Annotated in this window: 20 protein-coding genes, 1 tRNA gene and 1 pseudogene; 15 read left to right on the forward strand and 7 right to left on the reverse strand. The window is 67.7% G+C overall.

Going from position 1 to position 23,662, the window contains the following annotated elements; translation table 11 throughout:
* Window positions 1-108 precede the first annotated feature (108 nt).
* The 4 genes from J2126_RS15100 to J2126_RS15115 all read left to right on the forward strand — a co-directional run bounded on the left by J2126_RS15100 (window position 109) and on the right by J2126_RS15115 (window position 4,820).
* Window positions 109-3,462 (forward strand): helicase-related protein, encoded by a 3,354-nt coding sequence (locus tag J2126_RS15100; RefSeq protein ID WP_209487734.1) that lies wholly within the window; start codon window positions 109-111, stop codon window positions 3,460-3,462.
* 3 nt (window positions 3,463-3,465) lie between these two features.
* Window positions 3,466-3,741, forward strand: a complete 276-nt coding sequence (locus tag J2126_RS15105) for an RNA-binding S4 domain-containing protein (protein ID WP_209487735.1) — start codon at window positions 3,466-3,468, stop codon at window positions 3,739-3,741.
* Between the two features lie 106 nt (window positions 3,742-3,847).
* A complete protein-coding gene (gene fdxA, locus J2126_RS15110; RefSeq protein ID WP_024277374.1) occupies window positions 3,848-4,183 on the forward strand; it encodes a ferredoxin FdxA in 336 nt (111 codons plus the stop codon).
* Between the two features lie 133 nt (window positions 4,184-4,316).
* Complete coding sequence (locus J2126_RS15115; RefSeq protein ID WP_209487736.1) at window positions 4,317-4,820, forward strand: hypothetical protein; 504 nt, start codon at window positions 4,317-4,319, stop codon at window positions 4,818-4,820.
* Window positions 4,821-4,824: 4 nt separating this feature from the next.
* Here the strand turns inward: J2126_RS15115 and J2126_RS15120 are convergent, their stop codons facing one another.
* The gene (locus J2126_RS15120; RefSeq protein WP_209487737.1) at window positions 4,825-5,280 is read right to left on the reverse strand and encodes a hypothetical protein; all 456 of its coding nucleotides are present in this window, start codon (window positions 5,278-5,280) and stop codon (window positions 4,825-4,827) included.
* Between the two features lie 143 nt (window positions 5,281-5,423).
* Window positions 5,424-6,083, reverse strand: a complete 660-nt coding sequence (locus J2126_RS15125) for a glutathione S-transferase family protein (protein ID WP_209487738.1) — start codon at window positions 6,081-6,083, stop codon at window positions 5,424-5,426.
* A gap of 87 nt (window positions 6,084-6,170) precedes the next feature.
* Between J2126_RS15125 and J2126_RS15130 the strand changes: the two genes are divergently transcribed.
* The 5 genes from J2126_RS15130 (at window position 6,171) to J2126_RS15150 (ending at window position 10,996) form a co-directional block, all read left to right on the forward strand.
* Window positions 6,171-7,133, forward strand: a complete 963-nt coding sequence (locus J2126_RS15130) for a helix-turn-helix transcriptional regulator (RefSeq protein WP_209487739.1) — start codon at window positions 6,171-6,173, stop codon at window positions 7,131-7,133.
* Between the two features lie 66 nt (window positions 7,134-7,199).
* Window positions 7,200-8,807, forward strand: coding sequence for a peptide chain release factor 3 (locus J2126_RS15135; RefSeq protein WP_209487740.1), 1,608 nt, complete (start codon window positions 7,200-7,202; stop codon window positions 8,805-8,807).
* 57 nt (window positions 8,808-8,864) lie between these two features.
* The gene (dapD, locus tag J2126_RS15140; RefSeq protein ID WP_209487741.1) at window positions 8,865-9,722 is read left to right on the forward strand and encodes a 2,3,4,5-tetrahydropyridine-2,6-dicarboxylate N-succinyltransferase; all 858 of its coding nucleotides are present in this window, start codon (window positions 8,865-8,867) and stop codon (window positions 9,720-9,722) included.
* A 456-nt stretch (window positions 9,723-10,178) separates the two neighbouring features.
* Window positions 10,179-10,268 (forward strand) — tRNA-Ser (locus J2126_RS15145).
* 353 nt (window positions 10,269-10,621) lie between these two features.
* Complete coding sequence (locus J2126_RS15150) at window positions 10,622-10,996, forward strand: hypothetical protein (protein WP_209487742.1); 375 nt, start codon at window positions 10,622-10,624, stop codon at window positions 10,994-10,996.
* A 9-nt stretch (window positions 10,997-11,005) separates the two neighbouring features.
* Here J2126_RS15150 and J2126_RS15155 read toward each other — a convergent pair whose 3' ends face one another.
* Together J2126_RS15155 and J2126_RS15160 are read right to left on the reverse strand one after the other, a co-directional pair.
* Window positions 11,006-11,545, reverse strand: a complete 540-nt coding sequence (locus J2126_RS15155) for a hypothetical protein (RefSeq protein WP_209487743.1) — start codon at window positions 11,543-11,545, stop codon at window positions 11,006-11,008.
* Window positions 11,542-11,901, reverse strand: coding sequence for a hypothetical protein (locus tag J2126_RS15160; RefSeq protein WP_209487744.1), 360 nt, complete (start codon window positions 11,899-11,901; stop codon window positions 11,542-11,544). Before J2126_RS15160 ends, J2126_RS15155 begins: the two co-directional genes overlap by 4 nt.
* 206 nt (window positions 11,902-12,107) lie before the next feature.
* Between J2126_RS15160 and J2126_RS15165 the strand changes: the two genes are divergently transcribed.
* Both J2126_RS15165 and J2126_RS15170 read left to right on the forward strand, forming a co-directional pair.
* The gene (locus J2126_RS15165) at window positions 12,108-13,130 is read left to right on the forward strand and encodes an IS110 family transposase (protein ID WP_209483277.1); all 1,023 of its coding nucleotides are present in this window, start codon (window positions 12,108-12,110) and stop codon (window positions 13,128-13,130) included.
* A gap of 193 nt (window positions 13,131-13,323) precedes the next feature.
* Window positions 13,324-14,510, forward strand: a protein-coding gene (locus J2126_RS15170; protein ID WP_209490203.1) for an IS3 family transposase whose coding sequence is annotated in 2 segments (ribosomal slippage) — window positions 13,324-13,573 and window positions 13,573-14,510 — 1,188 coding nt in all. Because the reading frame shifts where the segments join, the coding sequence is not laid out codon by codon here.
* Between the two features lie 114 nt (window positions 14,511-14,624).
* Here the strand turns inward: J2126_RS15170 and J2126_RS15175 are convergent.
* Window positions 14,625-15,641, reverse strand: coding sequence for a GlxA family transcriptional regulator (locus J2126_RS15175; RefSeq protein WP_209487745.1), 1,017 nt, complete (start codon window positions 15,639-15,641; stop codon window positions 14,625-14,627).
* 161 nt (window positions 15,642-15,802) lie between these two features.
* Between J2126_RS15175 and J2126_RS15180 the strand changes: the two genes are divergently transcribed.
* The 3 genes and pseudogenes from J2126_RS15180 (at window position 15,803) to J2126_RS15190 (ending at window position 20,489) form a co-directional block, all read left to right on the forward strand.
* Window positions 15,803-16,849 carry a class I SAM-dependent methyltransferase gene (locus J2126_RS15180; protein ID WP_209487746.1) on the forward strand — a complete coding sequence of 349 codons (1,047 nt, stop codon included), beginning with the start codon at window positions 15,803-15,805 and terminating at the stop codon, window positions 16,847-16,849.
* A 93-nt stretch (window positions 16,850-16,942) separates the two neighbouring features.
* Window positions 16,943-18,098: pseudogene (locus tag J2126_RS15185) on the forward strand (IS3 family transposase); the annotation flags it as partial.
* Window positions 18,099-18,443: 345 nt separating this feature from the next.
* Entirely contained in the window at window positions 18,444-20,489 is a 2,046-nt protein-coding gene (locus J2126_RS15190; RefSeq protein WP_209487747.1) for a hypothetical protein, read from the forward strand.
* On the opposite strand, the gene J2126_RS15195 is transcribed toward J2126_RS15190, so the two are convergent.
* Together J2126_RS15195 and J2126_RS15200 are read right to left on the reverse strand one after the other, a co-directional pair.
* Window positions 20,429-21,385, reverse strand: coding sequence for an isochorismatase family protein (locus tag J2126_RS15195; protein WP_245327353.1), 957 nt, complete (start codon window positions 21,383-21,385; stop codon window positions 20,429-20,431). The genes J2126_RS15190 and J2126_RS15195 overlap by 61 nt on opposite strands.
* A 169-nt stretch (window positions 21,386-21,554) precedes the next feature.
* Window positions 21,555-22,547 (reverse strand): MBL fold metallo-hydrolase, encoded by a 993-nt coding sequence (locus J2126_RS15200; protein WP_209490205.1) that lies wholly within the window; start codon window positions 22,545-22,547, stop codon window positions 21,555-21,557.
* Window positions 22,548-22,686: 139 nt separating this feature from the next.
* On the opposite strand from J2126_RS15200, the gene J2126_RS15205 reads away from it, so the two are divergent.
* Window positions 22,687-23,601, forward strand: coding sequence for a LysR family transcriptional regulator (locus tag J2126_RS15205; RefSeq protein WP_209487748.1), 915 nt, complete (start codon window positions 22,687-22,689; stop codon window positions 23,599-23,601).
* Window positions 23,602-23,662 lie beyond the last annotated feature (61 nt).

The raw sequence follows: 23,662 nt of genomic DNA on the forward strand, positions 1-23,662 counted from the left end.
TCGCTCCCCTCCCGTTCGCCGAATGTCCGCGCGCCCCCTTTCGCCATGGCCCTCGCGTCCCGATATGATACAGGACACCCCTCCTTTACGTGGATTGCGCCAGAGCCGATGGACGACGTCACCCGATGGGCCGTGCTGCCGCGCAACCTGAGGGCGCGGGGGGTGAGCGCGGTCCTTGGCCCGACCAACACGGGCAAGACCCACCTCGCCATCGAGCGCATGCTCGGCCATGAGAGCGGCATCATCGGCCTGCCGCTGCGCCTGCTCGCGCGCGAGGTGTACCAGCGCATCGTCGATCGGGTGGGGGCGGACAAGGTCGCGCTCATCACCGGCGAGGAGAAGATCAAGCCCAAGGGCCGCCATGGGGAGAACGCCCGCTACTGGGTCTCCACCGTGGAGGCCATGCCGCGCGATCTCGACGTGGCCTTCGTGGCCATCGACGAGATCCAGCTCGCCACGGACCTTGACCGCGGCCACGTCTTCACCGATCGCATCCTGAACCGGCGCGGCCGGCACGAGACGCTGCTGCTGGGCTCGGCCACGATGCGCCCGCTTGTGGAAAAGCTCATTCCCGGCGTGAACGTGGTGGTGCGCCCGCGCCTCTCCACCCTCACCTTCGCCGGGGAGCGGAAGATTTCCCGCCTGCCGCGCCGCTCGGCCATCGTCGCCTTCTCGGCGGACGAGGTCTATTCCATCGCCGAGTTCATCCGCCGCCAGCGCGGCGGGGCGGCGGTGGTGATGGGCGCCCTCTCGCCGCGTACCCGCAATGCGCAGGTGGATCTCTACCAGTCCGGCGATGTGGATTATCTCGTCGCCACCGATGCCATCGGCATGGGTCTCAACCTCGACGTGGACCACGTGGCCTTCGCCTCGGACCGCAAGTTCGACGGCTGGCAGTATCGCAAGCTCAATGCCTCCGAGATGGCGCAGATCGCCGGCCGTGCCGGCCGCGCGACGCGGGACGGCACGTTCGGCACGACGGGGCGTTGTCCACCGTTCGAGGAGGAACTGGTCTCCCGGCTGGAGGAGCATGTGTTCGACACCGCGAAGGTGTTGCAATGGCGCAACGCCGTCGCCGATTTCCAGTCGCCCGCCGCGCTCCTCGCTTCCCTTTCGCGCCTGCCGAAGGAGGAGGGGCTGACCCGCGCGCCCACCGCCGATGACGTTGCGGTGCTTGAAATCATGAGCCGGGACATGGAGGTGACGGGCCGTCTCGACGGCGCCGCCGACGTGGAACGGCTGTGGGATGCCTGCCAGGTGCCGGACTATCGCAAGGTCTCCCCGGGCGCCCATGCGGAGCTGGTGGGCACCCTTTTCGGGCACATAAAAGGGGGGGGCCGCATCCCCGATGATTGGTTCGCGCGTCAAATCGCCTTGACCGATCGCGCAGAAGGCGACATCGACACGTTGTCGAACCGGATTGCGCAGGTGAGGACCCTCACCTTCGTTGCGAACCGGCCCGACTGGCTCAGGGATCCGGAGCACTGGCAAGGCGTCACGAGAGGGGTCGAGGACAAGCTGTCGGATGCGTTGCACGAAAGGCTGGCTCAGCGTTTCGTGGATCGGCGGACCAGCGTGCTCATGCGGCGCCTGCGAGAGAACACGATGCTCGAAACTGAAATCAGCAAGACCGGTGACGTTACCGTCGAAGGCCACGTCATCGGCCACCTCCACGGCTTCCAGTTCGCCCCCGATCCCGCAGCCGCGGCCGGTGGCGAGGAGGCCAAGGCATTGCGCGCAGCCGCCCAGCAGGCGCTGGCCGGCGAGATCGAGCAGCGCGCCCAGCGCCTGTCGCAGGCGGTGGACGAGGCGTTCGTCCTCACCTTCGACGGCACCATCCGCTGGACGGGCGAGGCGGTGGCCAAGCTCATCCCCGGCGACGAGGTGCTGAAGCCGCGCTTCAAGATCATCGCCGACGAGCATCTCACCGGCCCCGCGCGCGACCAGGTGGAAGCCCGCCTCACGCTGTGGATCGCCGCCCATATCGAGAAGCTGCTCGGCGCGCTCACCAAGCTCGGCACCGCCGAGGACATCACCGGCATCGCCCGTGGCATCGCCTTCCAGATCGTCGAGAGCCTCGGCGTGCTGGAGCGCGCCCGCGTCGCCGACGAGGTGAAGGGGCTGGATCAGGCCGCCCGCGCCACCCTGCGCGGCTATGGCGTGCGCTTCGGCGCCCATCACATCTACCTGCCGGCGCTGCTGAAGCCCGCCCCGCGCGCGCTGGCGGCGGAGCTTTATGCGCTGAAGCACGGCGGCCTCGCCCAGAAGGGCCTCGACGAGCTGCCGCACCTCGCCGCCTCCGGCCGCACCTCCATCCCCGTGGATCACGAGGTGCAGAAGGGGCTCTACCGCGCCGTCGGCTTCCGCGTGTGCGGCGAGCGTGCGGTGCGCGTGGACATTCTGGAGCGCCTCGCCGACCTCATCCGCCCCGCGCTGGCGTGGCGGCCCAACTCCCCCGGCCCCAAGCCGGCCGGAGCGGTGGACGGGCGCGGCTTCACCGTCACCGTGGGCATGACCTCGCTCGCCGGCTGCTCGGGGGAGGATTTCGCCTCCATCCTGAAGTCGCTCGGCTATCGCATGGAGCGCCGCCCCCCGCCGCCGCCGGAGGCCGAGGCCCCCGCCGCCGCGCCGGAAGCGGCTCCCGTGGAGCTGGCCCCGCTGCCGGAAGGCGCCATCGAGGCCGACCTGCTGTTCGACGCCCCGGCGGAAGCGCCGGCCGAGGCCCCTGCGGACGAGCCGGCCGAATCGGTGGACGAGGCGCTTGTCGAGGCGCCTGCCGAGGACGCTCCCGCTGAAGAGACCCCCGCCGACGTCGTTCTCGCCGATGCGGCCGAGGCCGAGGCTGCCGCCGAGGCGGTCGAGGTGTCCGGCGATCCCACTGCCGCCGAAGTCGCGGCCGAGGTGGAGGCGCCTGCCGCCCCCGGTGGTCCCGAGGCGGTGGAAGGTGCGGCCGAGATCGTTGCCGAAGGTGCTGCTGCCGAGGCCGCTCCCGCCGAGCCCGAGCTGATCGAGGTGTGGCGTCCCGGCCGTCCGCCCGGCGCGCCGCGTCGCGAGCGCCCGGCCGGCGAAGGCCGCCGCTTCGGCGATCGTCCCGGTGGAGATCGCGGCGAGCGCGGTGGCGAGAAGGGGGGTGGCCGCGGCGAGCGTCGCGACGGACGCCCGCCCCACCGCCGTCCCGAGCAGGCGCCCGCTGAGGCCGGTGCCCCCGAGGGCGAGCGCGCCCCGCGTCCGCCGCGCGGCGACCGTCCCTTCCGCGGCCCGCGCGAAGGCGAGGGCAATCGCGAGCACAGGAACGAGGGCCATCGTAACGAGGGCCATCGCGGCCCGCGTCCCGAGCAGCGGGCGGACAACCGCCCCGCCCATCAGGAGCGTCGCCGCGAGAAGCCGGCGGACCCGGACAGCCCCTTCGCCGCCCTCGCCGCCCTCAAGGCGCGGCTGGAGGCGGAGAAGAAGGGCGGTTGAGCCGTGAGCGATCCGGCGGAGCGGCAGAGGCTCGACCGCTGGATCTGGCATGCCCGCGTGGTGCGCGCCCGCGAGGATGCCGCCGATCTCGTCCGTTCGGGCCATGTGCGGCTCGACGGCGCACGGGTCACCAGCCCCGGCCACATGGTGCGGGCGGGGCAGGTGCTCACCATCGCCCTCGACCGGCAGGTGCGGGTGCTGCGGGTGACAGCCTTTGCGGAACGCCGGGGAGATGCTACATCCGCTCTCGCGCTTTTCGAGGAAATAACAGAAGCGTGACGGGATTTAGGGACTGCGGCGCGCCCAGTTTTATCGGCCTTTGGCCTGCCGCCGCTTGCGTGGCGCGTGCGCCTGCGCTACCCGAGCCCCTCGAAAGGGATTGCCCATGACCTACGTCGTCACCGAGAATTGCATCCGCTGCAAATACATGGACTGCGTGTCCGTATGCCCGGTGGACTGCTTCTACGAGGGCGAGAACATGCTCGTCATCCACCCCGACGAGTGCATCGACTGCGGCGTCTGCGAGCCGGAATGCCCGGCCGAGGCCATCAAGCCGGATGCCGAGCCGGGGCTGGAGAAGTGGCTCGCGCTCAACGCCGAATACGCCAAGACCTGGCCCAACATCACCCTGAAGCGCGACGCCCCCGCCGACGCCAAGGAATGGGACGGCAAGCCCGGCAAGGAAGAGCTGTTCTCCCCGGAGCCTGGTCAGGGCGACTGAGAGGGCGTGCGGCGGAACGGCCAGAGTGCGTCCCGATCCTGTCCGGTCGACAGACAATGCGAGCGATACCCAGACGCGGCCACACCGGTGGGCTCCACGGGTATCGGCCATTGCCGGCGCGCTGTGCCTTGCAATGGTGCTCGTTGTCTTTTTCGAGCTGAACGCCGCTGCGGTCCTGCTGGCGTTTCCGGTCCTCGGCTTCCTGGCTAGCGCGACGATCGCGGTTCCGATCCAGTTGTGGAGACGACGTCCCCGGAGCGCGGTGACATGCGTTCTCGGCGTCTCGGCCGTGCTCGCCACCCTGTTCAGCCTACCCGCCGTCGGTGCGGCTGCGCAGGCCTTCTGGTTCCGCGTTCATCTTCCCCGCTATGAGCGGATGATTGACGAGGCGCGCGCCCGGAACCCGGCATCGCCCGTCCGGCTGGTTCTGGAATGGCGCGACCTGTCCCTGTTCGTGACGGCAACGCTCATTGAAGCGGTCGTCTACGACGAGACCGACGCTGTCCGCACGGACCCCTGCCCGGTGCTCGATCGCGACCATTGCCCTGTCGCGCCGGGCGGTCACGTCAAGGCCGGGAGCATGGACCTGTTCGTCGAGCCCATCGAGGGGCACTTCTACAGAGTCACCGAAAGCTGACCCCTCAGGGCAGCGCCTCAAGCTGGAAATATTGCGAGAGCACCAGCTTGCCGTCGGCGTCGAGATAGGCGCGGCCGAATTTGGCGGCCTGCAGCCTGTCGGTCTCCTGATAGATGGTGCCGCCCAGCGGCGGCAGCGCGTTGGGCTTGGCGCAGGGAATGTCGAGCGTCACCTTCTGGCCGACCGTGTAGGCCTCGCCGCGCTCCACCACCTTCACCGTTCCCGCCACCGCGCAGGTGCCGAAGGCGCGCGGCGTGAGGGTCACCCCCTCCACCGCCACCACGATGACGCTCTTCGCCCCCTCGCGGGCGCTCGCATAGACCTGCGGCGACATCAGCGCCAGCGCGGGCGCGGCGCCGCCGAGGAGCAGCAGGCCGGCGAGGGCGGTGTTGCGGAGGGTGTGGCGAAGCGCCTGCCGCGCGGCCCCCTCGGGTTGCCTGCGGTCCGACCTGTACACCATGCGCGCCTCCCGCTGCTTATCGCCCGGTACCGTCATCGCGGGATGCGGCGCCGACGCTCTTGCCGCCAGTTCTGGCGGGAAATGCGGCATTTGCAAAGCCGGGCTTTCGCAGGGGAGGGGAGCGCCTGTCGCGGGCCCGCTGCTCAGCCGGTGGTCGCAGCGGCATCCACCGCCGCCTGATGCTCGGCCGCGAGGCGCGCATCCAGCTCCGTCACCTTCAGCGCCGAGGGCCGGCCGGTAATGCGCGCGACGTAATCGGCGATCACCGGCGTCTCCGGCACCAGCTTGAACATCACGCCCCAGTTGAAGGCATTGCCCCACAAAATGTCGGCCGCCGTGCACCGGTCGCCCAGGAGATAGGGCTTCGCCGCCAGTTCGCGCGTCACGGTGTCGAGCATGGTGTCGTAGTCGCCGTAAGGCGACATGGCGGGCGCGGCGGGCTCGCGCTTCAGCGCGCGGTCGGTGAGGGCGGGCTCGAAGCAGGCGCCGTAATAGGCAAGCCAGCGCAGATAGGGGCCACGCCCCGGCGCACCCAGGCCAGGCGCGAGGCCGGCTTCGGGGAAGGCATCGGCGAGATGGATGAAGATCGCCACCTGCTCGGTCACGAGTTCGCCCCGGTGCAGGATGGCGGGCACCTTCCCCATGGGGTTCACGGCGAGATAGGCCGGCTGGCGCTGCTCGCCCGCCTTCATGTTCAGCACATGGAGGCGATAGGGCGCCCCCAGCTCCTCGATCAGTGTCAGCGCGCAGGAGGAGCGGGTGTGGGGTGCGTGGAACAGGGTGATGGTGTCGTCGGCGGTCATGAGATCTCCTGTCGTCGGGAGGGGTGACGCCACACCTCTAGACGGCCAAGGCTGACACCTTCTGTCAGGTTTGCTAGCTCTATCCCCATGCGCGCCAGCCGCCTCCTCTCCATCCTCATGGTGCTCCAGGCCCGCGGGGCGGTCACCGCCCAGGCCCTCGCGGAGGAATGCGAGGTCTCGCTGCGCACCATCTATCGCGACATCGATGCCCTGAGCGCGGCGGGCGTGCCCGTCTATGCCGAGCGCGGGGCCGGCGGCGGCTACCGGCTGCTGGAGGGCTACCGCACGCGGCTGAACGGCCTTTCCGCGCAGGAGGCGCAGGCGCTGTTCCTCTCGGGTCTCGGCGACGCGGCCGCCGCGCTGGGCCTCGGCGCGGTGCTCGCGGCGGCGCAGACCAAGGTGACGGCCGGCCTGCCCGCCAACCTGCGCAGCGCCGCCGCCCGGATGCGGGCGCGCTTCCATCTCGATGCGCCGGGCTGGTTCTATGAGGCGGAGGAGCCGCCCTTCCTCCAGTCCGTCGCGGCGGCGGCGTGGGAGCAGCACCTCATCGAGATCCGCTACCAGTCGTGGCGGGCGGAGAAGCGCCGGCGCGTCGCGCCGCTCGGCCTCGTGCTGAAAAGCGGCGCCTGGTACCTCGTCGGCGCGGTGGAGGCCAGCGTGCGGACCTACCGCATCAGCCGCATCCGGGAGCTGGAGGCGCTGGCCGAGCGGTTCGAGCCGCCGCCCGGCTTCGACCTCGCCGCCTTCTGGGGGGCGAGCGCGCGGCGGCTGGAGGCGGAGATGTATCCCAACCGCGCGACGGTGCGCCTCTCGCCCCTCGGCCAGCAGATGCTGGAGCATGTCACCTCCGCCGTCTCGCGGGCGGGGATGGAGGCGGGCGCGCCGGATGCTGATGGCTACAGGGTCGTCACGCTGCGCGTGGGCGCGCTCTGGGAGGCGACCAGCGATCTGATGCGCTTCGGCCCCGAGGCGGAGGTGCTGGAGCCGCCGGAGCTGCGGGCGCGGGTGCAGGAGACGCTGGAGCGCATGGGGCGGCTCTACGCGCCTTGAAATCCATCGGCTTCGGGGGCCAATCCCGCCATTTCATGGCGCGCGATTTGCCCTTATAAGGCGCCCATGCTCGACCAGACCCCCAACGCCGCCCTCGCGGACCTGCCCGATTTTGCCCGCCGGCGCACCTTCGCCATCATCTCCCATCCGGACGCCGGCAAGACCACGCTCACGGAAAAGCTGTTGCTTGCCTCCGGCGCCATCCGCATGGCCGGCCACGTGAAGGCGCGCGGCGAGCGCCGCCGCACCCGCTCGGACTGGATGGAGATCGAGCAGCAGCGCGGCATTTCCGTCACCTCCTCGGTGATGACGTTCGAGCGCGACGGCATCGTCTTCAACCTGCTCGACACGCCCGGCCACTCGGACTTCTCCGAAGACACCTACCGCACCCTCTCGGCGGTGGACGCGGCGGTAATGGTGATCGACGCCGCCAAGGGCATCGAGAGCCAGACCCGCAAATTGTTCGAGGTCTGCCGCCTGCGCGACATCCCCATCTTCACCTTCGTGAACAAGGTGGACCGGGAAAGCCTCGACCCCATCGCGCTGATGGACGAGGTGTCCTCCACTCTCGCGCTGGACCTCACCCCGCTCACCTGGCCCATCGGCATGGGCGTGGATTTCCGCGGCCTCATCGACATCGCCAACAAGCGCGCGCTGCTCGCCACCGAGCGCGGCGGTCCGCTGGTGCGCGAGGTGCCATTTAACGAACCCGAAGACCTCATCGGTCTCGACGGCGTGGAGGAGCGCATCCTCAACGAGGCGGTGGAGAGCCTGACGCTGGCGCTGGGCGTGCTGCCGCCGTTCGATCTTGCCGCCTTCCGCGAGGGCCATCTCTCGCCGGTCTTCTTCGGCTCGGCGCTGAAGGAGGCGGGGGTGGCCGAACTGCTGTTCGGCTTGGGCGCGGTCGGCCCGAGCCCGCTGCCACGCACCGCCGCCGGCGACCGCACCGTGGAGCCGGCGGAGGATCTCGTCTCCGGCTTCGTCTTCAAGGTGCAGGCCAACATGGACCCGAACCACCGGGACCGCGTGGCCTTCGTGCGCCTGTGCTCCGGCCGCTTCAAGCGCGGCATGAAGCTGTTCAACCCGCGCGAGAAGCGCAACATGGCCATCGCCAACCCCATCTTCTTCTTCGCCCAGGAGCGCGAGACGGTGGACGAGGCGGTGGCCGGCGACATCATCGGCATTCCCAACCACGGCATGCTGCGCGTGGGCGACACCCTCTCCGAGGGCGAGAGCATCAAGTTCGAGGGCCTGCCGGACTTCGCCCCGGAAATCCTGCGCCGCGTGCTGCTCTCCGATCCCATGAAGGCCAAGCAGCTGCAGAAGGCGCTGCAGGACATGGCGGAAGAGGGCGTGGTGCAGGTGCTGCGGCTGGTCAATGATCCCGCCCCCATCGTCGGCGTGGTCGGCACCCTCCAGCTCGACGTGCTCGCCGCGCGGCTGGAGAAGGAATACGGCGTGCCGATCCGTTACGAGACCACCTCCTTCGTCACCGCCCGCTGGATCGTCGGCGAGCGGGCCGAGGTGGACCGCTTCCTGGAGACCAACCGCTCTTCCACCGCGCGCGACCGCGACGAGGCGCCGGTCTATCTCGCCCGCAGCCAGTGGGTGCTGGACCGCGCCATCGAGGAATGGCCCAAGCTCAAGTTCGTGGCCGTCAAGGAACGCGGCTGACCCCTTTCCCGTAACGATCAGAGGGCGCGTAACGACGCTGCCCGTCCGGAGGATGACATGACCGACGCCGCCCGCCTGTCCGCCCTTGCCGCCACCATCGACGACGCCTTCGAAAAGCGCGCCGAGATCGGCTTCTCGACCACCGGCGCCGTGCGCGACGCGGTGAACGAGGCATTGACGCTGCTGGACAGCGGCGCCGCCCGCGTGGCCGAGCAGGGCGCCAACGGCCAATGGACGGTGAACCAGTGGCTGAAGAAGGCGGTGCTGCTCTCCTTCCGCCTCAACGACATGGAAGCCATCCCCGGCGGCCCCGGCGGCGCCCATTGGTGGGACAAGGTGCCCTCCAAGTTCCTGAACTGGGGCGAGGCCGAGTTCCGCGCCGCCGGCTTCCGTGCCGTGCCCGGCGCCGTGGTGCGCCGCTCCGCCTTCATCGCGCCGAACGTGGTGCTGATGCCCTCCTTCGTGAACCTCGGCGCCCATGTGGGCGAGGGCACCATGGTGGACACCTGGGCCACCGTGGGCTCCTGCGCGCAGATCGGCAAGAACGTGCATCTCTCCGGCGGCGTCGGCATCGGCGGCGTGCTGGAGCCGCTCCAGGCCGGCCCGGTCATCATCGAGGACGACTGCTTCATCGGCGCGCGTTCCGAGGTGGTGGAAGGCGTGGTGGTGCGCCGCGGCTCCGTGCTCTCCATGGGCGTGTTCATCTCCGCCTCCACCAAGATCATCGACCGGCAGACCGGCGAGATCTTCATCGGCGAGGTGCCGGCCTATTCCGTGGTGGTGCCCGGCGCGCTCCCCGGCAAGCCGCTGCCCGACGGCACCCCCGGCCCCTCGCTCTATTGCGCGGTGATCGTGAAGCGGGTGGACGCGCAGACCCGCTCCAAGACCTCCATCAACGACCTCCTGCGCGACTGAGATCGCGCCGGTTCGGGAGGGCCCGGAAGATGTGCCGCCAAGGGATTTTCCCGGCGGCACGCCGGGGCCGTGGCGCGACGGATGCGACCTGTTGGCAAGGCGGAGATTCCGGCTTGCCAACCAAGGCCGAGCCGCTATATTCCGCCGCCTCGCCCGGATGCGACGCCCTCGCGGCCCGCTCCCTTCCCAGAGCCATCTTGGAGACGACCGGCGAGACCCGGCCCCGCCCCTGCGGCGCCGGCTGGAAACAGGGGCGACGGAATTGCGGGCCATCAACCAGCCCAGCGCAGGATCGTCATCTCCTGCATAGACCGCCATCGTCGGTGGTCTTTGAGTAAAGTTCTGCGTGCGCCTGTCGCATGCGGCTGGAGAGGTGGCCGAGTGGTTGAAGGCGCACAGGCCGCCTTCGGCGGCCGTCTATGAGTAAAGTTCTGCGTGCGCCCGTCGCATGCGGCTGGAGAGGTGGCCGAGTGGTTGAAGGCGCACGCCTGGAACGCGTGTATACGGGAAACCGTATCGAGGGTTCGAATCCCTCTCTCTCCGCCAGTTTCAACAACTAATCATCTGAAAATAAAGCGATATTTGATGTGGCACGAAATCGTGCCCCAGCATCTGCCCTAGCACGTGCGTTAGGTCGTGGTGGTCCGTGGTGGACTAAGGCGGTTTTGACCGGGATCATGCAGAATGGGCGGGAATTCGGGGAGGTGCAAATCGAACAGGCGAATCGCACACGGGCGCACCTCGAGCGCCTCCTCCTCGTTTGTGGCGACAGAAATGCCGGCAAGAGTCGCCTTATCCGCGAGATGTTCAGCGATAGGAGGCTAGGGGGCACAGTTCCAACGTCGGGCCGATTGCCTATCAGGCCCCTCTCTCGTGAGCGATGCATCGCAGGACGCGTTATGTCGCCTCATGAAGCGATGGAGACGCCGGCGGACTTCCATTCCAAAATTGACGAAGCCTGTGACGCGGCGCGACGGTCGAACTTCTGGCGCATCAACTATGTGAGTGCTGTACAGCCCAAGGCCGCGAACAATATGCCGGGTATCGTTGATACATGTAGGGGCTTGCAAAAAGCGTTCTTGCCGGAGCGGATCAGAGTGGTGTGTATTGATCCTGACCAGGCCGGCACCAACAACAGCCATCTTAGCGTCGCGGAGGTCGATGGTTTGCGGGCGCTCGATGTCGAAGTCGTCACGATAGATTCTCGCCGCAGTGGGCATCGTGCGGAGCCGGGGAACGTGAGGATCCTTGCTGACTTCTTCGACTTCTCTTGATCGTGTCGGCTAGAAGCCGGGACCCGGCACCCACACCCCGACGACGCGCCCCACCAGCCTTTCGGCCGCATAGTCCTCCCGCATCGGCCCGTCACAGGTGCCGATCCGGCCGGCCTGCAAGAGACGTTGGTATTCGTCCCGCGATTCCGGTGGGATCCAGAAGCAGGCTGTCCACGTCGTCTCCGGCTCAGCGCCGGGCTCGGGACTGCGCACGTTCACGCCATCGGCTCGCCGGAACCAATGCGAGCCGCGCATCATGCAGAGTGCGAAGGCGAGCCCGCTCTCCACCCGCGGGTCGGAGAAGGAGATCAGGAACAGCTCGCCCCGCGCCGGCAGGTGGTCGGCGAGGTCCACCACCGCGAACTCGCCGCGGCGAAGGTGCGGATAGAAGGCGTCATCCTCCACCGGGAAGGTCATGTGTCCCGGCGGAAGCGTCGGCAGGATCATCAGGGCGCGCAGCTCGGGCTGGTGCTCAAATTGGACAGCCGGAAGCTGGGGCGAGATGGCGAGGGCGCGGCCAGGGCGCCCGGCTGACGTGCGGCGGGTCATGCTTCACCTCCTTCCAGAAAGGCCAGGGCCGCCTGCATGAGGTTCGGGATGGCATCGGCGCCGGCGAAATCCTCGCACATCTCCACCGCCAGCCTCAGGGCGGCCATGGCCCCCGCATTGCTGGCGGCGGCCGGGATGCGGCCTTCGTTGAGGGCGTCCCATATCGGCAGGGGGGTGCCGTCCGGGATGTCGCCCTCGGTCGCGTTGAGCGCGGCGCATTCGGCCCGGTAGGCCGTAACGAGCGTGCAGAGCGGATCGGCAGGCTGGGCAGCGGCGGCGGTGGCAGGCAGGCCCACGAGCGCCAGCGCGCCGGTGCCCTTCAGCAGGGAACGGCGGGAGGTGCGAAGCTCAGACATGGGCCGCCTCCCGCATGTGATAGTGACGTTGCCCCTCCTGGCTAATCCAGTTTGAAGTTCGTTCTGGCCCAATGAGAGGACCAGAACATGAGGCGCAGCCGCTTCACCGAGGAGATGGGGTATTCGGTCCTGATCTCTTGAGCCGTTTGCGGCGTTCGGCGGCGAAGAGGACGATCGGGGCCTGAACCCAGCGCCGGGAGGTCCCCATGGTGTACGTCGGCCTTGATGTCTCTTTGAACTCCGTAGCCGTCTGTGTCATCGACCGGGAAGGTCAAATCCTGAAGGAGGCGAGCGTGGCGTCGGAGGCGTCCGCCATCTCGCAGTGTCTCCAGCCTTGGCGGGATCGGATTGCGAAGATTGGGCTTGAGGCTGGGCCGATGTCGGAATGGCTGACTGCGGGTTTGGCGGAGCTTGGTTTTCCCGCCATCAGCCTGGAGGCGCGGCAGGTGAAGGCGGCGTTGTCGGCAATGCCCGTCAAGACCGATCGGAACGACGCGCGCGGCATTGCCCAGGTGGTCAGGGCTGGTTGGTACAAGGTCGTGCACGTGAAGAGCATCGGCAGCCAGCACGCGCGAACGTTGGTGGCGGCGCGCAAGCACCTGATCCGCTCCATTGCCGCGTCGGAGCAGACACTTCGCGGATTGCTCCGTCCCTTCGGCTTGAAGGTCGGCATCGTGTCGCGGGCCGGATTTGCCTCTCGTGTCCGAGATCTGGTTGGCAACAACGCCATCCTGGCTGAGGTGATGGCTCCCCTATTGGCAGCCCGGGACGCACTGATGCAGGAGTACCAGCGCCTTCATCGCCTGGTCGTCCAGGCTGTCCGGAATGATCCGGTCTGCCGCCTGTTGACGACCATGCCCGGAATCGGGCCGGTTTCCGCTCTGACGTTCAGAGCAACGATCGATGCGCCCGAGCGTTTCGCCCGCTCCCGGTCCGTCGGGGCTTATCTCGGGCTCACACCTCGGCGGTATCAATCGGGCGAGATCGATCGGACCGGACGGATCACCAAAGTGGGCGACGGGGAGACGCGAACTGCGCTGTTCGAGGCCGCCAACGTCATCCTGCGACCGAGCACACGCTGGTCACCGATGAAGGCCTGGGCGGTGCGCATTGCTCAGCGTCAGGGAAGTAAGCGGGCGAAGGTCGCTCTGGCTCGCAAGATGGCGGTCGTTCTTCACAGCATGTGGCGGAACGGCACGGAATTCCGATGGACTGCGGCCGCGGCGTGATCGACCCGGCTGTGGTTCCCTGAACGCCCGTCGCGGGGCGCGGGATGATTGAGTTCGCATGATCTGTCGTCGCAGCCGCTGACGCGGCCGAGCACGCCGAAGAGCTTGAACCGGTCATTCCATCGAACACCATCATGTGGCGATCCTCGACCACGGACAGAAGCAAAGAACCCGCGACGTGCCATCATCGGGGTTGACGACACCGGACCGAATACAGAAGCAGATCATCGGCATCCTGAAGGAGCACGAGGCCGGGGTGCCGGTCTCGGACCTGTGTCGCAAGCACGGGGTCAGTGACGCCAGCATCTACAAGTGGAAGGCGCGTTTCGGCGGGATGGACGTATCGGAGGCCAAACGGCTGCGGGCGCTCGAGGATGAGAACGCCAAGCTCAAGCGCATGCTCGCCGACGCCATGCTGGACAACGTCGCGCTGAAGGATCTCCTGGGAAAGAAGTGGTGACGTCCGCTGCCGAGCGCAGGGCTGTCGCCCACCTCATGGAAGCCCATGGGATGAGCGAACGGCGGGCGTGTAAAGCCACCGGCTTCTGCCGCATGACCATGAGATACAGAGCCACGCGCGGGAATGACGCCTCGCGTGAGCGCATGAAGGCCATCGCCCGGGAGCGACGGCGGTTTGGCTACCGCCGTCTCCACGTCCTGCTCAGGCGGGAGGGCTTCCGGGTCAACCACAAGCGGCTGTTCCGGCTCTATCGTGAGGAACGGCTGATGGTCCGCCAGCGCGGCGGTCGCAAGCGGGCGATCGGGACACGGGCGCCGATGATGATCCCGCTGCGGCCGAACGAGCGCTGGTCGCTCGACTTCGTCGCCGACCAGATGACCGACGGCCGGCGCGTCCGGATGCTGGCCATCGTGGACGACTGCACTCGCGAGTGCCTGGCGCTGGTGGCGGACACGTCGCTGTCCGGGGTCAGGGTCGCTCGCGAACTCGACAGGCTTCTGGCAGAGCGCGGCCGGCCGAAGATGATCGTCAGCGACAATGGCAGCGAGTTCACCTCCAATGCCATTCTGGCCTGGACCGACGCGGCCCGGGTCGAGTGGCACTACATCGCGCCCGGCAAGCCGATGCAGAATGGCTTCATCGAGAGCTTCAACGGCCGCCTGCGGGACGAACTGTTGAACGAGACGCTGTTCTCAAGCCTGTCTCAGGCCAGAGCCGCTCTCGGCCGGTGGCAGCTCGACTACAACACCGCCCGGCCGCACTCGAAGCTCGGATGGCAGACGCCAAGCGCCTTCGCCTCAACGTTCCACCCGCGGCGGGATCAGACGCTCCGCAACATGAACGGCTCCGCGTCTGCTCCCGCCGCTCCACACGCCCGAGAAGGCAAACCCAACCGCCAGAACGAACTCACCGCTGGATAGAAGTTGGGGGCAACGTCAGCGGCGCTCCGCTGCCTGCCCGTTCGCCCCCGCCCGGACCGCGCGCTATCCTGTCGCCGGGCCTGACAGGGCGGTATCTGATCTGAGACAGGCCTGCTACAAAAGCAGAGCCCTAGGCGGGCGCAGGGTTCGGCGATAAGTACTCGGTGTCATGCCAGTCAGTCGCCGGAACAGGCGGCGGAGCGACGCCTCGTCCTCATAACCCACCTGGCGTGCGATGTCCGCACCAACGTCGTCGCTCGTCTCCAGGATGTGCTTTGCCTCCTCGATCCGAAGCGTCTGCACATATCCCAGTGGCGAATAGCCCGTCGCCGCCCTGAAACGCCGGTCGAAGCTGCGTTTGGGCAGGCCGGACCGGCGGACCAGTTCGGCAATGATGTCCTGGCGGTCGTAATTTTCGGCGATCCATTGCTGGCAGTTCAGGATCACGGTGTCGCCATGGTTCACGTTCCGGATCATGGAGACGTAAGGCAGCTGTCCGTCGCGATGCCACTGATAGAGGAAGATCTTCGACATGCGGATGGCCTCCTGCATGCCGCCATACTTGGCGATGATCAGAAGCGCGAGGTCCTGCCAGGAGGACGCGCCGCCGGCGCAGTACAGGCTCTGGTTCGGACCCGTTTGGACCATGATGCGCTCGATCTTGAGCCGGACACTTGGATAGTAGGCCTCGAACAGCGGGGCATAGGAGAAATGCGTCGTCGCCTCGTGGCCATCGAGCAGGGCGGCCTCGGCCAGCACGATGGACCCGCCACAGGCCGCATAGATGGGCACGCCGGCCGTGTTCATCTTCCGGATCCAGGCGATGAGGTCTCTGTCGAGGTCATGCGGGGACTGGCCTGCCCCCATGACCACGTTGGGCACGAAGACGAGGTCGGTCGAAGGCGTCGCGTCGATGGTGTCCTGTGGCACGATGCGCACGCCGGTGATGAGCTCCATCGGGTCCACCTTCACGGCGACGAGGCGCGGCTCGAACAGCCCCTCCGGTCCGCCGCCCAGCACATGCTCCCACTGGCGTCCCGCCGCCCAGAGCGTGTCGAACACCCCATAGATGATGGAGGGATCGCATTCGGCGAAGATCGGAATGCTGACCCGAATACGCGGCCGGCTCATCGGCACCCCCGTTCGCGGGAGCCTCTGGCGCGCTTGTCTCAAGGCGCGTTTGGCTTAACTGGCCCGGATCTGGCCATTCTGCCCCTCACGCTTCCTTCGGCGCAAGGATACGACCGCCCCCGACGGCGCGACAGGCGCCTATCCATTCGGGAGACGGAACCATGGACGTGAATGCAGACAAGCTGAACGCCTTGCTCGGTAAGGTGGTGAATGAGCTGGGCGCGGCATCCAACGCCGCGCTGGTCATCCTCGGCGATAAGCTCGGGCTGTTCCGGGCGCTGGCGCTGGGCGCGGCAACGCCGGCCGAACTGGCAGCGCGCACCGGCACCTTCGAGCGCTATGTACGCGAATGGCTGTCCGCCCAGGCCGCGTCCGGCTTCGTGGAATTTGACGCCACCACTGGCTGCTTCTCGCTCTCGCCTGAGCAGGCGGCAGTGTTCGCGGATGACGACAGCCCTGTCGCCATGGCGGGCGGCTTCGCCATGCTCACCGCCGTCTACCACGACGAGCCCAAGCTCGCAGAGGCGTTCAGGACCGGCAGGGGCATGCACTGGGGTGAGCACTGCACCTGCCTATTCTGCGGCGTGGAGCGCTTCTTCCGGTCCGGCTACCGCGGGCACCTCGTCGCCGAATGGCTGCCGGCGCTCGATGGGGTGGTGGAGAAGCTCCAGCGCGGTGCAAGGGTGGCGGATGTCGGCTGCGGCCACGGCGCCTCAACGCTGCTGATGGCGGACGCCTTTCCGAATTCCGAGTTCATCGGTGTCGACTATCATGCCGCCTCCATTGCACATGCGAACGGGCTGGTCGAGGGCCGTGGCAATGTCCGCTTTGAGGTCGGCCGCGCCCAGGATTTCGAGGGGCGGGACTATGATCTCGTGACTCTGTTCGATGCGCTGCACGACATGGGCGACCCCGTCGGTGCCACCACGCATATCCGCAGCGTCCTCAAGGGCGACGGCACGCTCATGCTGGTGGAGCCGGCCGCCGGTGACAGCCTGGCGGAGAACCTGAACCCGGTGGGACGGGTCTACTATGCTGGATCCACCCACATCTGCGTGCCCACCGCTCTAAGCCAGGACGGGGGCACTGCGCTCGGCGCGCAGGCCGGACCGCGGCGCATCGCTGAGGTGGTCCAATCCGGCGGGTTCTCGACCTTCCGGCAGGCGGCATCAACACCGTTCAACATGATCATCGAAGCAAGACCGTAGGTTTTCAGGGAGGCGGCCGGGAGGGGCTGCCACTGAACCGCCCCTGGATTCCTGGACGCCTTCTTCCCTAAATTTTTAGGCAAGGAGGCCTCGATGGGCAAAGCGAACTTGACCGAGGACTTCAAGCGCGACGCGGTCCTTCAGATCACCGAGCGGGGCTGTCCGGTTGCGGAGGTGGCCGCGGCTGGGGATCAGCAAGTACTCGCTCTACGAGTGGAGGAAACGGTACGGCAAGCCTGCCGCGGTGGCCCGCGATGACGATCAGGCCGCGGAGGTCCGCCAGCTGAAGCGCGAGTTGCAGCGCGTGACGGAGGAGCGCGACATCCTAAAAGAAGCGGCCACGTACTTCGCCAAGGATGCAAAGTGAAGTACGCGTTCATCGCCGAGCATCGCCTGCTGTTTTCGATCCGCGCCATGTGTCGGTGCCTGCGTGTCCAGCCTAGCGGCTTCTACGCCTGGCTGAAGGATCCGCTGAGCAAGCGCGCGCAGGAAGACCAACGACAGACCGAGCTGATCCGCGCCGCATGGCGCGAGAGCGGCAAGGTCTATGGCTATCGCAAGCTCCACGACGACCTGGCGGAGCCAGTTAGCGAACCTGGGCGAGAGCTGCTGCCCCAACCGGGTTGCGCGGCTGACGCGGCTTGCCGGCATCCGGGCGCAGATCGGCTACAGGCGCCGCCCCGGCCACTATGGAGGCAAGCCATCCCTGGCGGTCGACAACATGCTCGATCGCCGGTTTGATGCGGAGGCGCCTGACAAGGCCTGGGTGACCGACATCACCTACATCCGCACCCACGAGGGCTTCGCCTATCTGGCGGTCGTGATCGACCTCTTCTCCCGCCGCGTCGTCGGCTGGTCCATCAAGGCCCGGCAGACCACCAACGTCGTGCTTCAGGCGCTGCTCGCCGCCGTCTGGCGACGCAAGCCGAAGGACCGTGTGCTGGTGCATTCAGACCAGGGGAGCCAGTTCACCAGCATGGAGTGGGCTTCGTTCCTGAAACACCACGATCTGCAGCCCTCGATGAGCCGTCGCGGCAACTGCCATGACAACGCCGTGGCCGAGAGCTTCTTCAACCTGCTCAAGCGCGAACGCATCCGCCGTAAAGTCTACCGCACGCGCGACGAGGCACGCCGGGACGTGTTCGATTACATCGAGATGTTCTACAACCCCACCCGGAAGCACGCACGGAACGGAATGCTGTCGCCAATCGAGTTCGAACTCCGGCACAAAGCCAAAGCCGAAGGCGTCTGGAAAACTCGGGGCGGTTCAGTTCGCTATCGACTGCTCTCTCCGCCAGACCTCTGTTTCAGGACATCGCCAAAAGCTCCAGATTCTAACGCTGATAATGTTTTTTCGCAGGCCTTTGTGTTCCTCTGCGTCTCGCAATGTACCCCAACAGCGTAATTTTGCGTTAGGGCGAGCGTTGGGGCAGAATTCGTTGGTCCAGCCCGCCCCAACGGGCGCCCCTAGCGCCGCGCCCGGAAAAGCGGCATGCAGGTCCTGCAAGGCTTGCCCGGAAGCCCGCCCGAAGGAGCGGGACGAGGAGGAGAGGCGCAGGTGCGGAAGGAACCGCGACGGGATCTGATGCGGCGCATGGCGGCTGCCATCCTGCGGCCGCTGCTTCGTGTCGGCCGTGTCCTGGGGGTGGCGGCAGCCACGGTGATCGCCACCGCCGCACTCGCCACCGCCACACTCGCCACCGCCGCACTCGCCTCGGCCGAAGCCCCGGAAACGCCGGAGGCTGCCCGCCGGGAGCCGGTGCGGATGGTGCTGGACCGGCCCGTCCTGACCCTGATCGAAGCCCGCGACCGGTCGTTCCCCGCGCTCATGGGCGCGCCAGGCGCGGCAACACTCGAGGCGCTGAAGGCCGCAAGCCCGCTCTATGCGGACCTCGCACGCCAGATGGGCGACGACGTGAAGGCGCTGCGGGCGGACATGGCGGCCAACAGGCGCCCGCTGTTCGAGGTGACGGACGACAATGTGGGCCGCATCATCGACCTGCGCTGGCTCGCCTCGCCGCTCGCCAGCTTTCGCCTCGTCGGCGTGGTCAATCGCACCGACCGGCGCGATTTCACCGCGCTGACATCGCAGCCATCCTGCGGCGAGGTGCGGCTCGTCTATCGCCTCGCCTACCGCTTCCGCCGCGGCGCGACCACCTATGCCTCCCGCCTGCCGGTGAACCTCAATGCGGTGTTCGACGTGCCGGTCCCGGCGGACGCCCCCTGTCCCGGTCTCGCCGGCCGGTGGACACCGCCGCGCGCCGACATGGATGCGACCGCCATGGCGGACTGGCTCGCATCCGGTCCCCTGTCCGGCCTTCGCCTTCGGCAGATCGAGGTCAATGCGCAGGTCGTCCGCCTGCCGTCCGGCATGGAGACCGAGCTGGGTGGACAGGCCATCTACCTGATGCGCGTGTTCCGTGCCGAGGGCGACCGGGTGATCCCGAAGCCGCTGGAGAACACGCCGGATGTCGGCCGTCTTGCAGCCGATGCGGCGCTGAAAGCGCGGCTGGTGGAGTATGTGCGCACCCATCTGCCCGAGGTCGACCGGGGCGTGTACCAGATCCCGGACGAATTCCTCGCCGAGAAGGTCCTCTCCTTCTCGACCTTCGGCAGCGCCCGGACCGCCAACCATCCCTTCGCCAGCCTGTTCACCGAGGCGGATTTCGCCGGCCTTCCCTATGCACAGCTATCCTATCTGGGCTCTTCCGCCGGACTGATCGCGCGGCTCGATGACGGGACCTGCACCGGATGCCACCAGGGCGCCGCGACCGCCGGCTTCCATCTCATCGGCCATGACGAGCCGGATTCCGCCCCCTTCAACGTGGTGAAGGTGCCCATTTCGCCCCACCTCCATGCCGAGGATGCGCGGCGGCGCGCCTATGTGGCGGCGCTGGCGGCAGGGCGGGAGGCCGACACGTTCCGGCCGCTCTCCATCGCCCCTCCCGCGATATGGGGCGAACCGGCATCGCACGTTCCGGCGCCAGCCGCCGCCACCATGGCCTGCCTCCTGCCCGCCGCTATGGCGCCGTTCAAGGAGACATGGGCCTGCGGCGGGGGCCTCGCCTGCGAGGCCATCGCCCACAATCCGCGCCTGCCGGTCGCGACCGGCCAGTGCATGCCGAGTCAGGAGACGGGCATCGTCTCGGGCATGGCGTGCCTCTCGGGGGAGATCGTGCCCGGCAGGGCGCCCTATCTCGACCGCTTCCGCATCCTGCGCCAGATCAACAGCCGCGCGCCTTCGGTCTCGCCCACCGCCTACAATTGCCGGCCGGCGAAGCTCGGCGTGCCGGGCGGGGCCGCCTACCGCCAATGCACGCCGTCTGAGCGCGCGTTCGCGGGCTTCGCGTCCGGCCGGGCGCCGGCGGAAATCTGCGCGCTGGTGGGCGGCAAGGCGTTCGATCTGTGCGTCGCCACCGACAATTTCGCCAAGTGCATGGACGCGAGCGTGGTGCGCGGCAATCGGCCGACCTGTGGCATGGGCCGCTTCTGCCGCGAGGATTTCATGTGCCAGGCCCTGCCGGCCAGCATCCCCGGCGTCGCGGCCATCGCGCGCGATAACGGCTTCTGCTCGCCCACCTATTTCGTTTTCCAGATGCGGATCGACGGACACCCGGACCCCGTCCACGGCGTGAAATAGAGCCTTGCGGACAGGTGGAGCGCTTCGGGGCCATAACCTATCGGAGCAAGCTCCGTGGCGTCGTCCAAATCCGCTTCACCATGAAGGGGGCAAGCCCAATACCGCACCCGGTGCTCACGCAACGTAAGCTGAAGCGTCTCAGGAACATTCGAATTCGGCGCGTTATCGCGCCATGACCACCGCTGAAGCTTCCGCTCGTCCGACCGAGAAACCAGATGCGACCGCAGAGTCCGAACTGGACAGCGTGATCGCGGAGAGCGGGAAGGTACGGCAGCATAGTTGGGCGCAACAAGTCCATATAGCTGGGCCAGGCTGGCGGCTTCCGGTCGCGCCCATGTCCTGTGGAGTTCCGACAGGAGGGCATTCGTTGATGCAGGCTTCACGCCACCTTGAACGAAGCGGGCCAGGGAGGTGCGGGAAGCCATCTCGCTGGGGTCGCCCGAGGCATCCACCACCGCATAGACCTCATATCCCGCGACCTTGGCATCAAGGGCGGGAAACATCACGCAGACGCTGGTCCAGACGCCGGCCATGACGAGCGTCCTGCGGCCCGTGGCCTCGACCTGCGCGACGAAGTCGTCATTGTCCCAGGCGTTCACCTCGCCCTTGCGCGGAACGTAAACGGCATGGGGCGCGAGTTGGTGAATCTCCGGCATCAGCGGGCCATTGGTTCCGGCGGGCTCCGAGGCGGTCGTGATAACCGGAATATTGAGAAGCGTGCTGAGCCGCGCGATCATCTCCACATTGCGGCGCAGGTCCGCGACAGGAATATCCTTCACGGTCTGGAATAGGCCGGACTGATGATCGAGGAGAAGAATGACTGTATCCGAAGGGTTCATCAGCGCGGCACCCCCTCCGCTCGGGAGGACGCTGGTCTTCTTGGGCGACGGTGTCATTTCGGGCCTCCGGGATTGACGCACCGATGCTGTGGACTCAAATCGACCCTGTGGATGGCGCCGCTCAAGGACCGCGCATCGCTTGATTGTGGGGTAGGCCCCGGCGCCGGCCCGAGGCGTGCAGGGGGCAGCCCTAGCCTGGGCCGCCGACAGCGGCCGTGCCGCGGGCTCAGGACTGCAGGGCCCAGTCCGCCACCTGCCAGCGCATCTGGCCACGGTCCAGCACGACCCGTCCAAGCCCGGGGAAGGGCATATGGGTCGCGGCGATCAGGGCGCCTTCGGAGGCTGCGAGGGGAAAGAAGCGGTCGCGCATGGCCTTTGCGGCGGCGCGATCCTGCTCGAACAGAAAGCCCACGTCCGTCGCCTGCGGATGTACCACGGGGAACAGCATGTCGGAGACCATGATGAGGCTCTGCCCGGCATCGGCGACCCGCACGCCGATGTGGCCGGGGGTGTGCCCGGTCAGGTCGACGATCGAGACCCCCGGCGCCACCTCACGCTCGCCGTCGATCGCCTGGAGCCGGGGATAGAGCTTCACCACCTCGGATGCCATCCGGAAGCTGTTCTGAAGATAATCGGGGGCGCCGGCGCGCTTGGCCGGATCAGTCCAATGCTTGACGTCCCGCTGATCGATGTAGAGTTCAGCATTGGGATAGTTGTTCTGCCCGCCGACCACCAGGCCGCCCATGTGGTCCTCGTGCATGTGAGTCACGATGACCGCGTCGATCTGGTCGCGGCGCAGCCCGGTGGCTGCGAGCGCCTGCGGCAGCGCGCCGGTCTGACCGATGGAGCCGGCCGGGCCCGTATCGAGAAGGATGCGGCGCGCGCCATCCTCGATCAGATACTGGTTGAAGACGAAGCGGACGCCGCTCGGCCGCGCGACGAACTGCGACACGGCAGCCTGCTCGACCTGGGCGGCCGTCCGGCCGGGGAAAAAGGTGTAGGGCATGTCCGCATACCCGTCCGTGAGCGCCGTCACGGTGAAGCGGCCGACCCTGATCTGCGCCAGCGGAGTCACCCGGGCCGCGACGGGACTGGGGGCAGGACCGGCCGCCGGGGCTTCCGCAGCACTGTGGCCGGTGGTGAGGATCTGGAGAGCGCTGCCCCCGACAAGACCCAGAGGAAGGCCGAACGCGAGGGCGCGGCGGGAAAGGTTGGCCATGGCAGCATCCGTATGGTGATCGACGGGCGGGGAGGCCATCTGGACTCTCCATCGGTCTCCGGACGACGTTAGGATATCTAACGCCCACGCAGTAACCGGGCCATTCCGGGAGCTATCCTCTCAAAATTCGGAAGGTACGATGGACCGCTTCGATGCTATGACCGTGCTGCTGGCCGTCGTCGAGGCAGGCAGCCTCTCGGGCGGCGCCCGGCACCTGCGGGCGCCGCTGGCGACGGTGAGCCGGAAGGTTTCCGAACTCGAGCATCACCTGGGAACCCCGCTGTTCGTGCGCAGTCGCGGGGGACTGCGGCTGACTGAAACCGGCCGCGCTTTCGTGGCGGCGGCCCGCCGCATCGTCGGCCAATTGGAGGAGGCGGAGCGGGAAGCGGCCGGCGAATTCAGCACCCCGCGCGGGACGCTGCATGTCACCGCGCCCATTGCCTTCGGGGAGCGCCATCTCTTGCCCGTCGCACTCGAATTTCTTGCGCAATATCCCGACATCTGTCTGCGCCTCATGCTGGCCGACAGGCAGATCAGTCTCGTGGACGAGCACGTCGACGTTGCCCTGCGCATCGGACACCTGACGGACAGCACCCTCATTGCCACCCGCGTCGGCAGCGTCAGCCGGGTGATCTGCGCCAGCCCCGCCTATCTCGCAGGACGCGGCACGCCGTCTCGGCCGGAAGATCTCGCCTCCCATGACGGGATCGGCTTCCAGGGCTTCGCCGCCGCGCCCGAATGGCGCTACCGGCGCGACAGTGCCGCCTTCACCGTCGAGCCGCGCCCGAGATTGTCCGTGAACACGACGGAGGCCGCCATTCAGGCGGCGTGTGCCGGTCTCGGGGTCATCCGCGTCCTGTCCTATCAAGTGGCGGACGAGATTAAGTCCGGCCAGTTGCAGATCCTCCTCCCGGAGTTTGCGCCGGAGCCGCTTCCGGTGAGCCTCATCTATCCGCAGGCCGAGGTGCTGCCTCTGAAGGTTCGCAGCTTCCTGGACTGGACCGCCCCGCGCCTGCGCGCCCGCATGGCCACGCTCGGGGCGGACGGATCGTGAGATGTCCCGGAAAAGGACGAGTGGCCGGCAATTGGATCGGTGTCGGGCTAGCTCGGCCACT

Origin of the sequence: Xanthobacter flavus (assembly GCF_017875275.1) — a bacterium.
GTDB classification, from domain to species: Bacteria; Pseudomonadota; Alphaproteobacteria; order Rhizobiales; family Xanthobacteraceae; genus Xanthobacter; species Xanthobacter flavus_A.

Bases quoted from the DNA above. Each gene is read 5' to 3' on its own strand.
- fdxA (WP_024277374.1), top strand. From the start codon at position 3,848: ATGACCTACGTCGTCACCGAGAATTGCATCCGCTGCAAATACATGGAC.
- J2126_RS15100 (WP_209487734.1), top strand. From the start codon at position 109: ATGGACGACGTCACCCGATGGGCCGTGCTGCCGCGCAACCTGAGGGCG.
- J2126_RS15125 (WP_209487738.1), bottom strand. From the start codon at position 6,083: ATGACCGCCGACGACACCATCACCCTGTTCCACGCACCCCACACCCGC.
- J2126_RS15200 (WP_209490205.1), bottom strand. From the start codon at position 22,547: ATGGCCAACCTTTCCCGCCGCGCCCTCGCGTTCGGCCTTCCTCTGGGT.
- J2126_RS15130 (WP_209487739.1), top strand. From the start codon at position 6,171: ATGCGCGCCAGCCGCCTCCTCTCCATCCTCATGGTGCTCCAGGCCCGC.
- J2126_RS15115 (WP_209487736.1), top strand. From the start codon at position 4,317: ATGGTGCTCGTTGTCTTTTTCGAGCTGAACGCCGCTGCGGTCCTGCTG.
- J2126_RS15165 (WP_209483277.1), top strand. From the start codon at position 12,108: ATGGTGTACGTCGGCCTTGATGTCTCTTTGAACTCCGTAGCCGTCTGT.
- J2126_RS15175 (WP_209487745.1), bottom strand. From the start codon at position 15,641: ATGAGCCGGCCGCGTATTCGGGTCAGCATTCCGATCTTCGCCGAATGC.
- J2126_RS15155 (WP_209487743.1), bottom strand. From the start codon at position 11,545: ATGACCCGCCGCACGTCAGCCGGGCGCCCTGGCCGCGCCCTCGCCATC.
- J2126_RS15205 (WP_209487748.1), top strand. From the start codon at position 22,687: ATGGACCGCTTCGATGCTATGACCGTGCTGCTGGCCGTCGTCGAGGCA.
- J2126_RS15120 (WP_209487737.1), bottom strand. From the start codon at position 5,280: ATGGTGTACAGGTCGGACCGCAGGCAACCCGAGGGGGCCGCGCGGCAG.
- dapD (WP_209487741.1), top strand. From the start codon at position 8,865: ATGACCGACGCCGCCCGCCTGTCCGCCCTTGCCGCCACCATCGACGAC.
- J2126_RS15180 (WP_209487746.1), top strand. From the start codon at position 15,803: ATGGACGTGAATGCAGACAAGCTGAACGCCTTGCTCGGTAAGGTGGTG.
- J2126_RS15190 (WP_209487747.1), top strand. From the start codon at position 18,444: ATGGCGGCTGCCATCCTGCGGCCGCTGCTTCGTGTCGGCCGTGTCCTG.
- J2126_RS15195 (WP_245327353.1), bottom strand. From the start codon at position 21,385: ATGACACCGTCGCCCAAGAAGACCAGCGTCCTCCCGAGCGGAGGGGGT.
- J2126_RS15150 (WP_209487742.1), top strand. From the start codon at position 10,622: ATGTCGCCTCATGAAGCGATGGAGACGCCGGCGGACTTCCATTCCAAA.
- J2126_RS15135 (WP_209487740.1), top strand. From the start codon at position 7,200: ATGCTCGACCAGACCCCCAACGCCGCCCTCGCGGACCTGCCCGATTTT.
- J2126_RS15160 (WP_209487744.1), bottom strand. From the start codon at position 11,901: ATGTCTGAGCTTCGCACCTCCCGCCGTTCCCTGCTGAAGGGCACCGGC.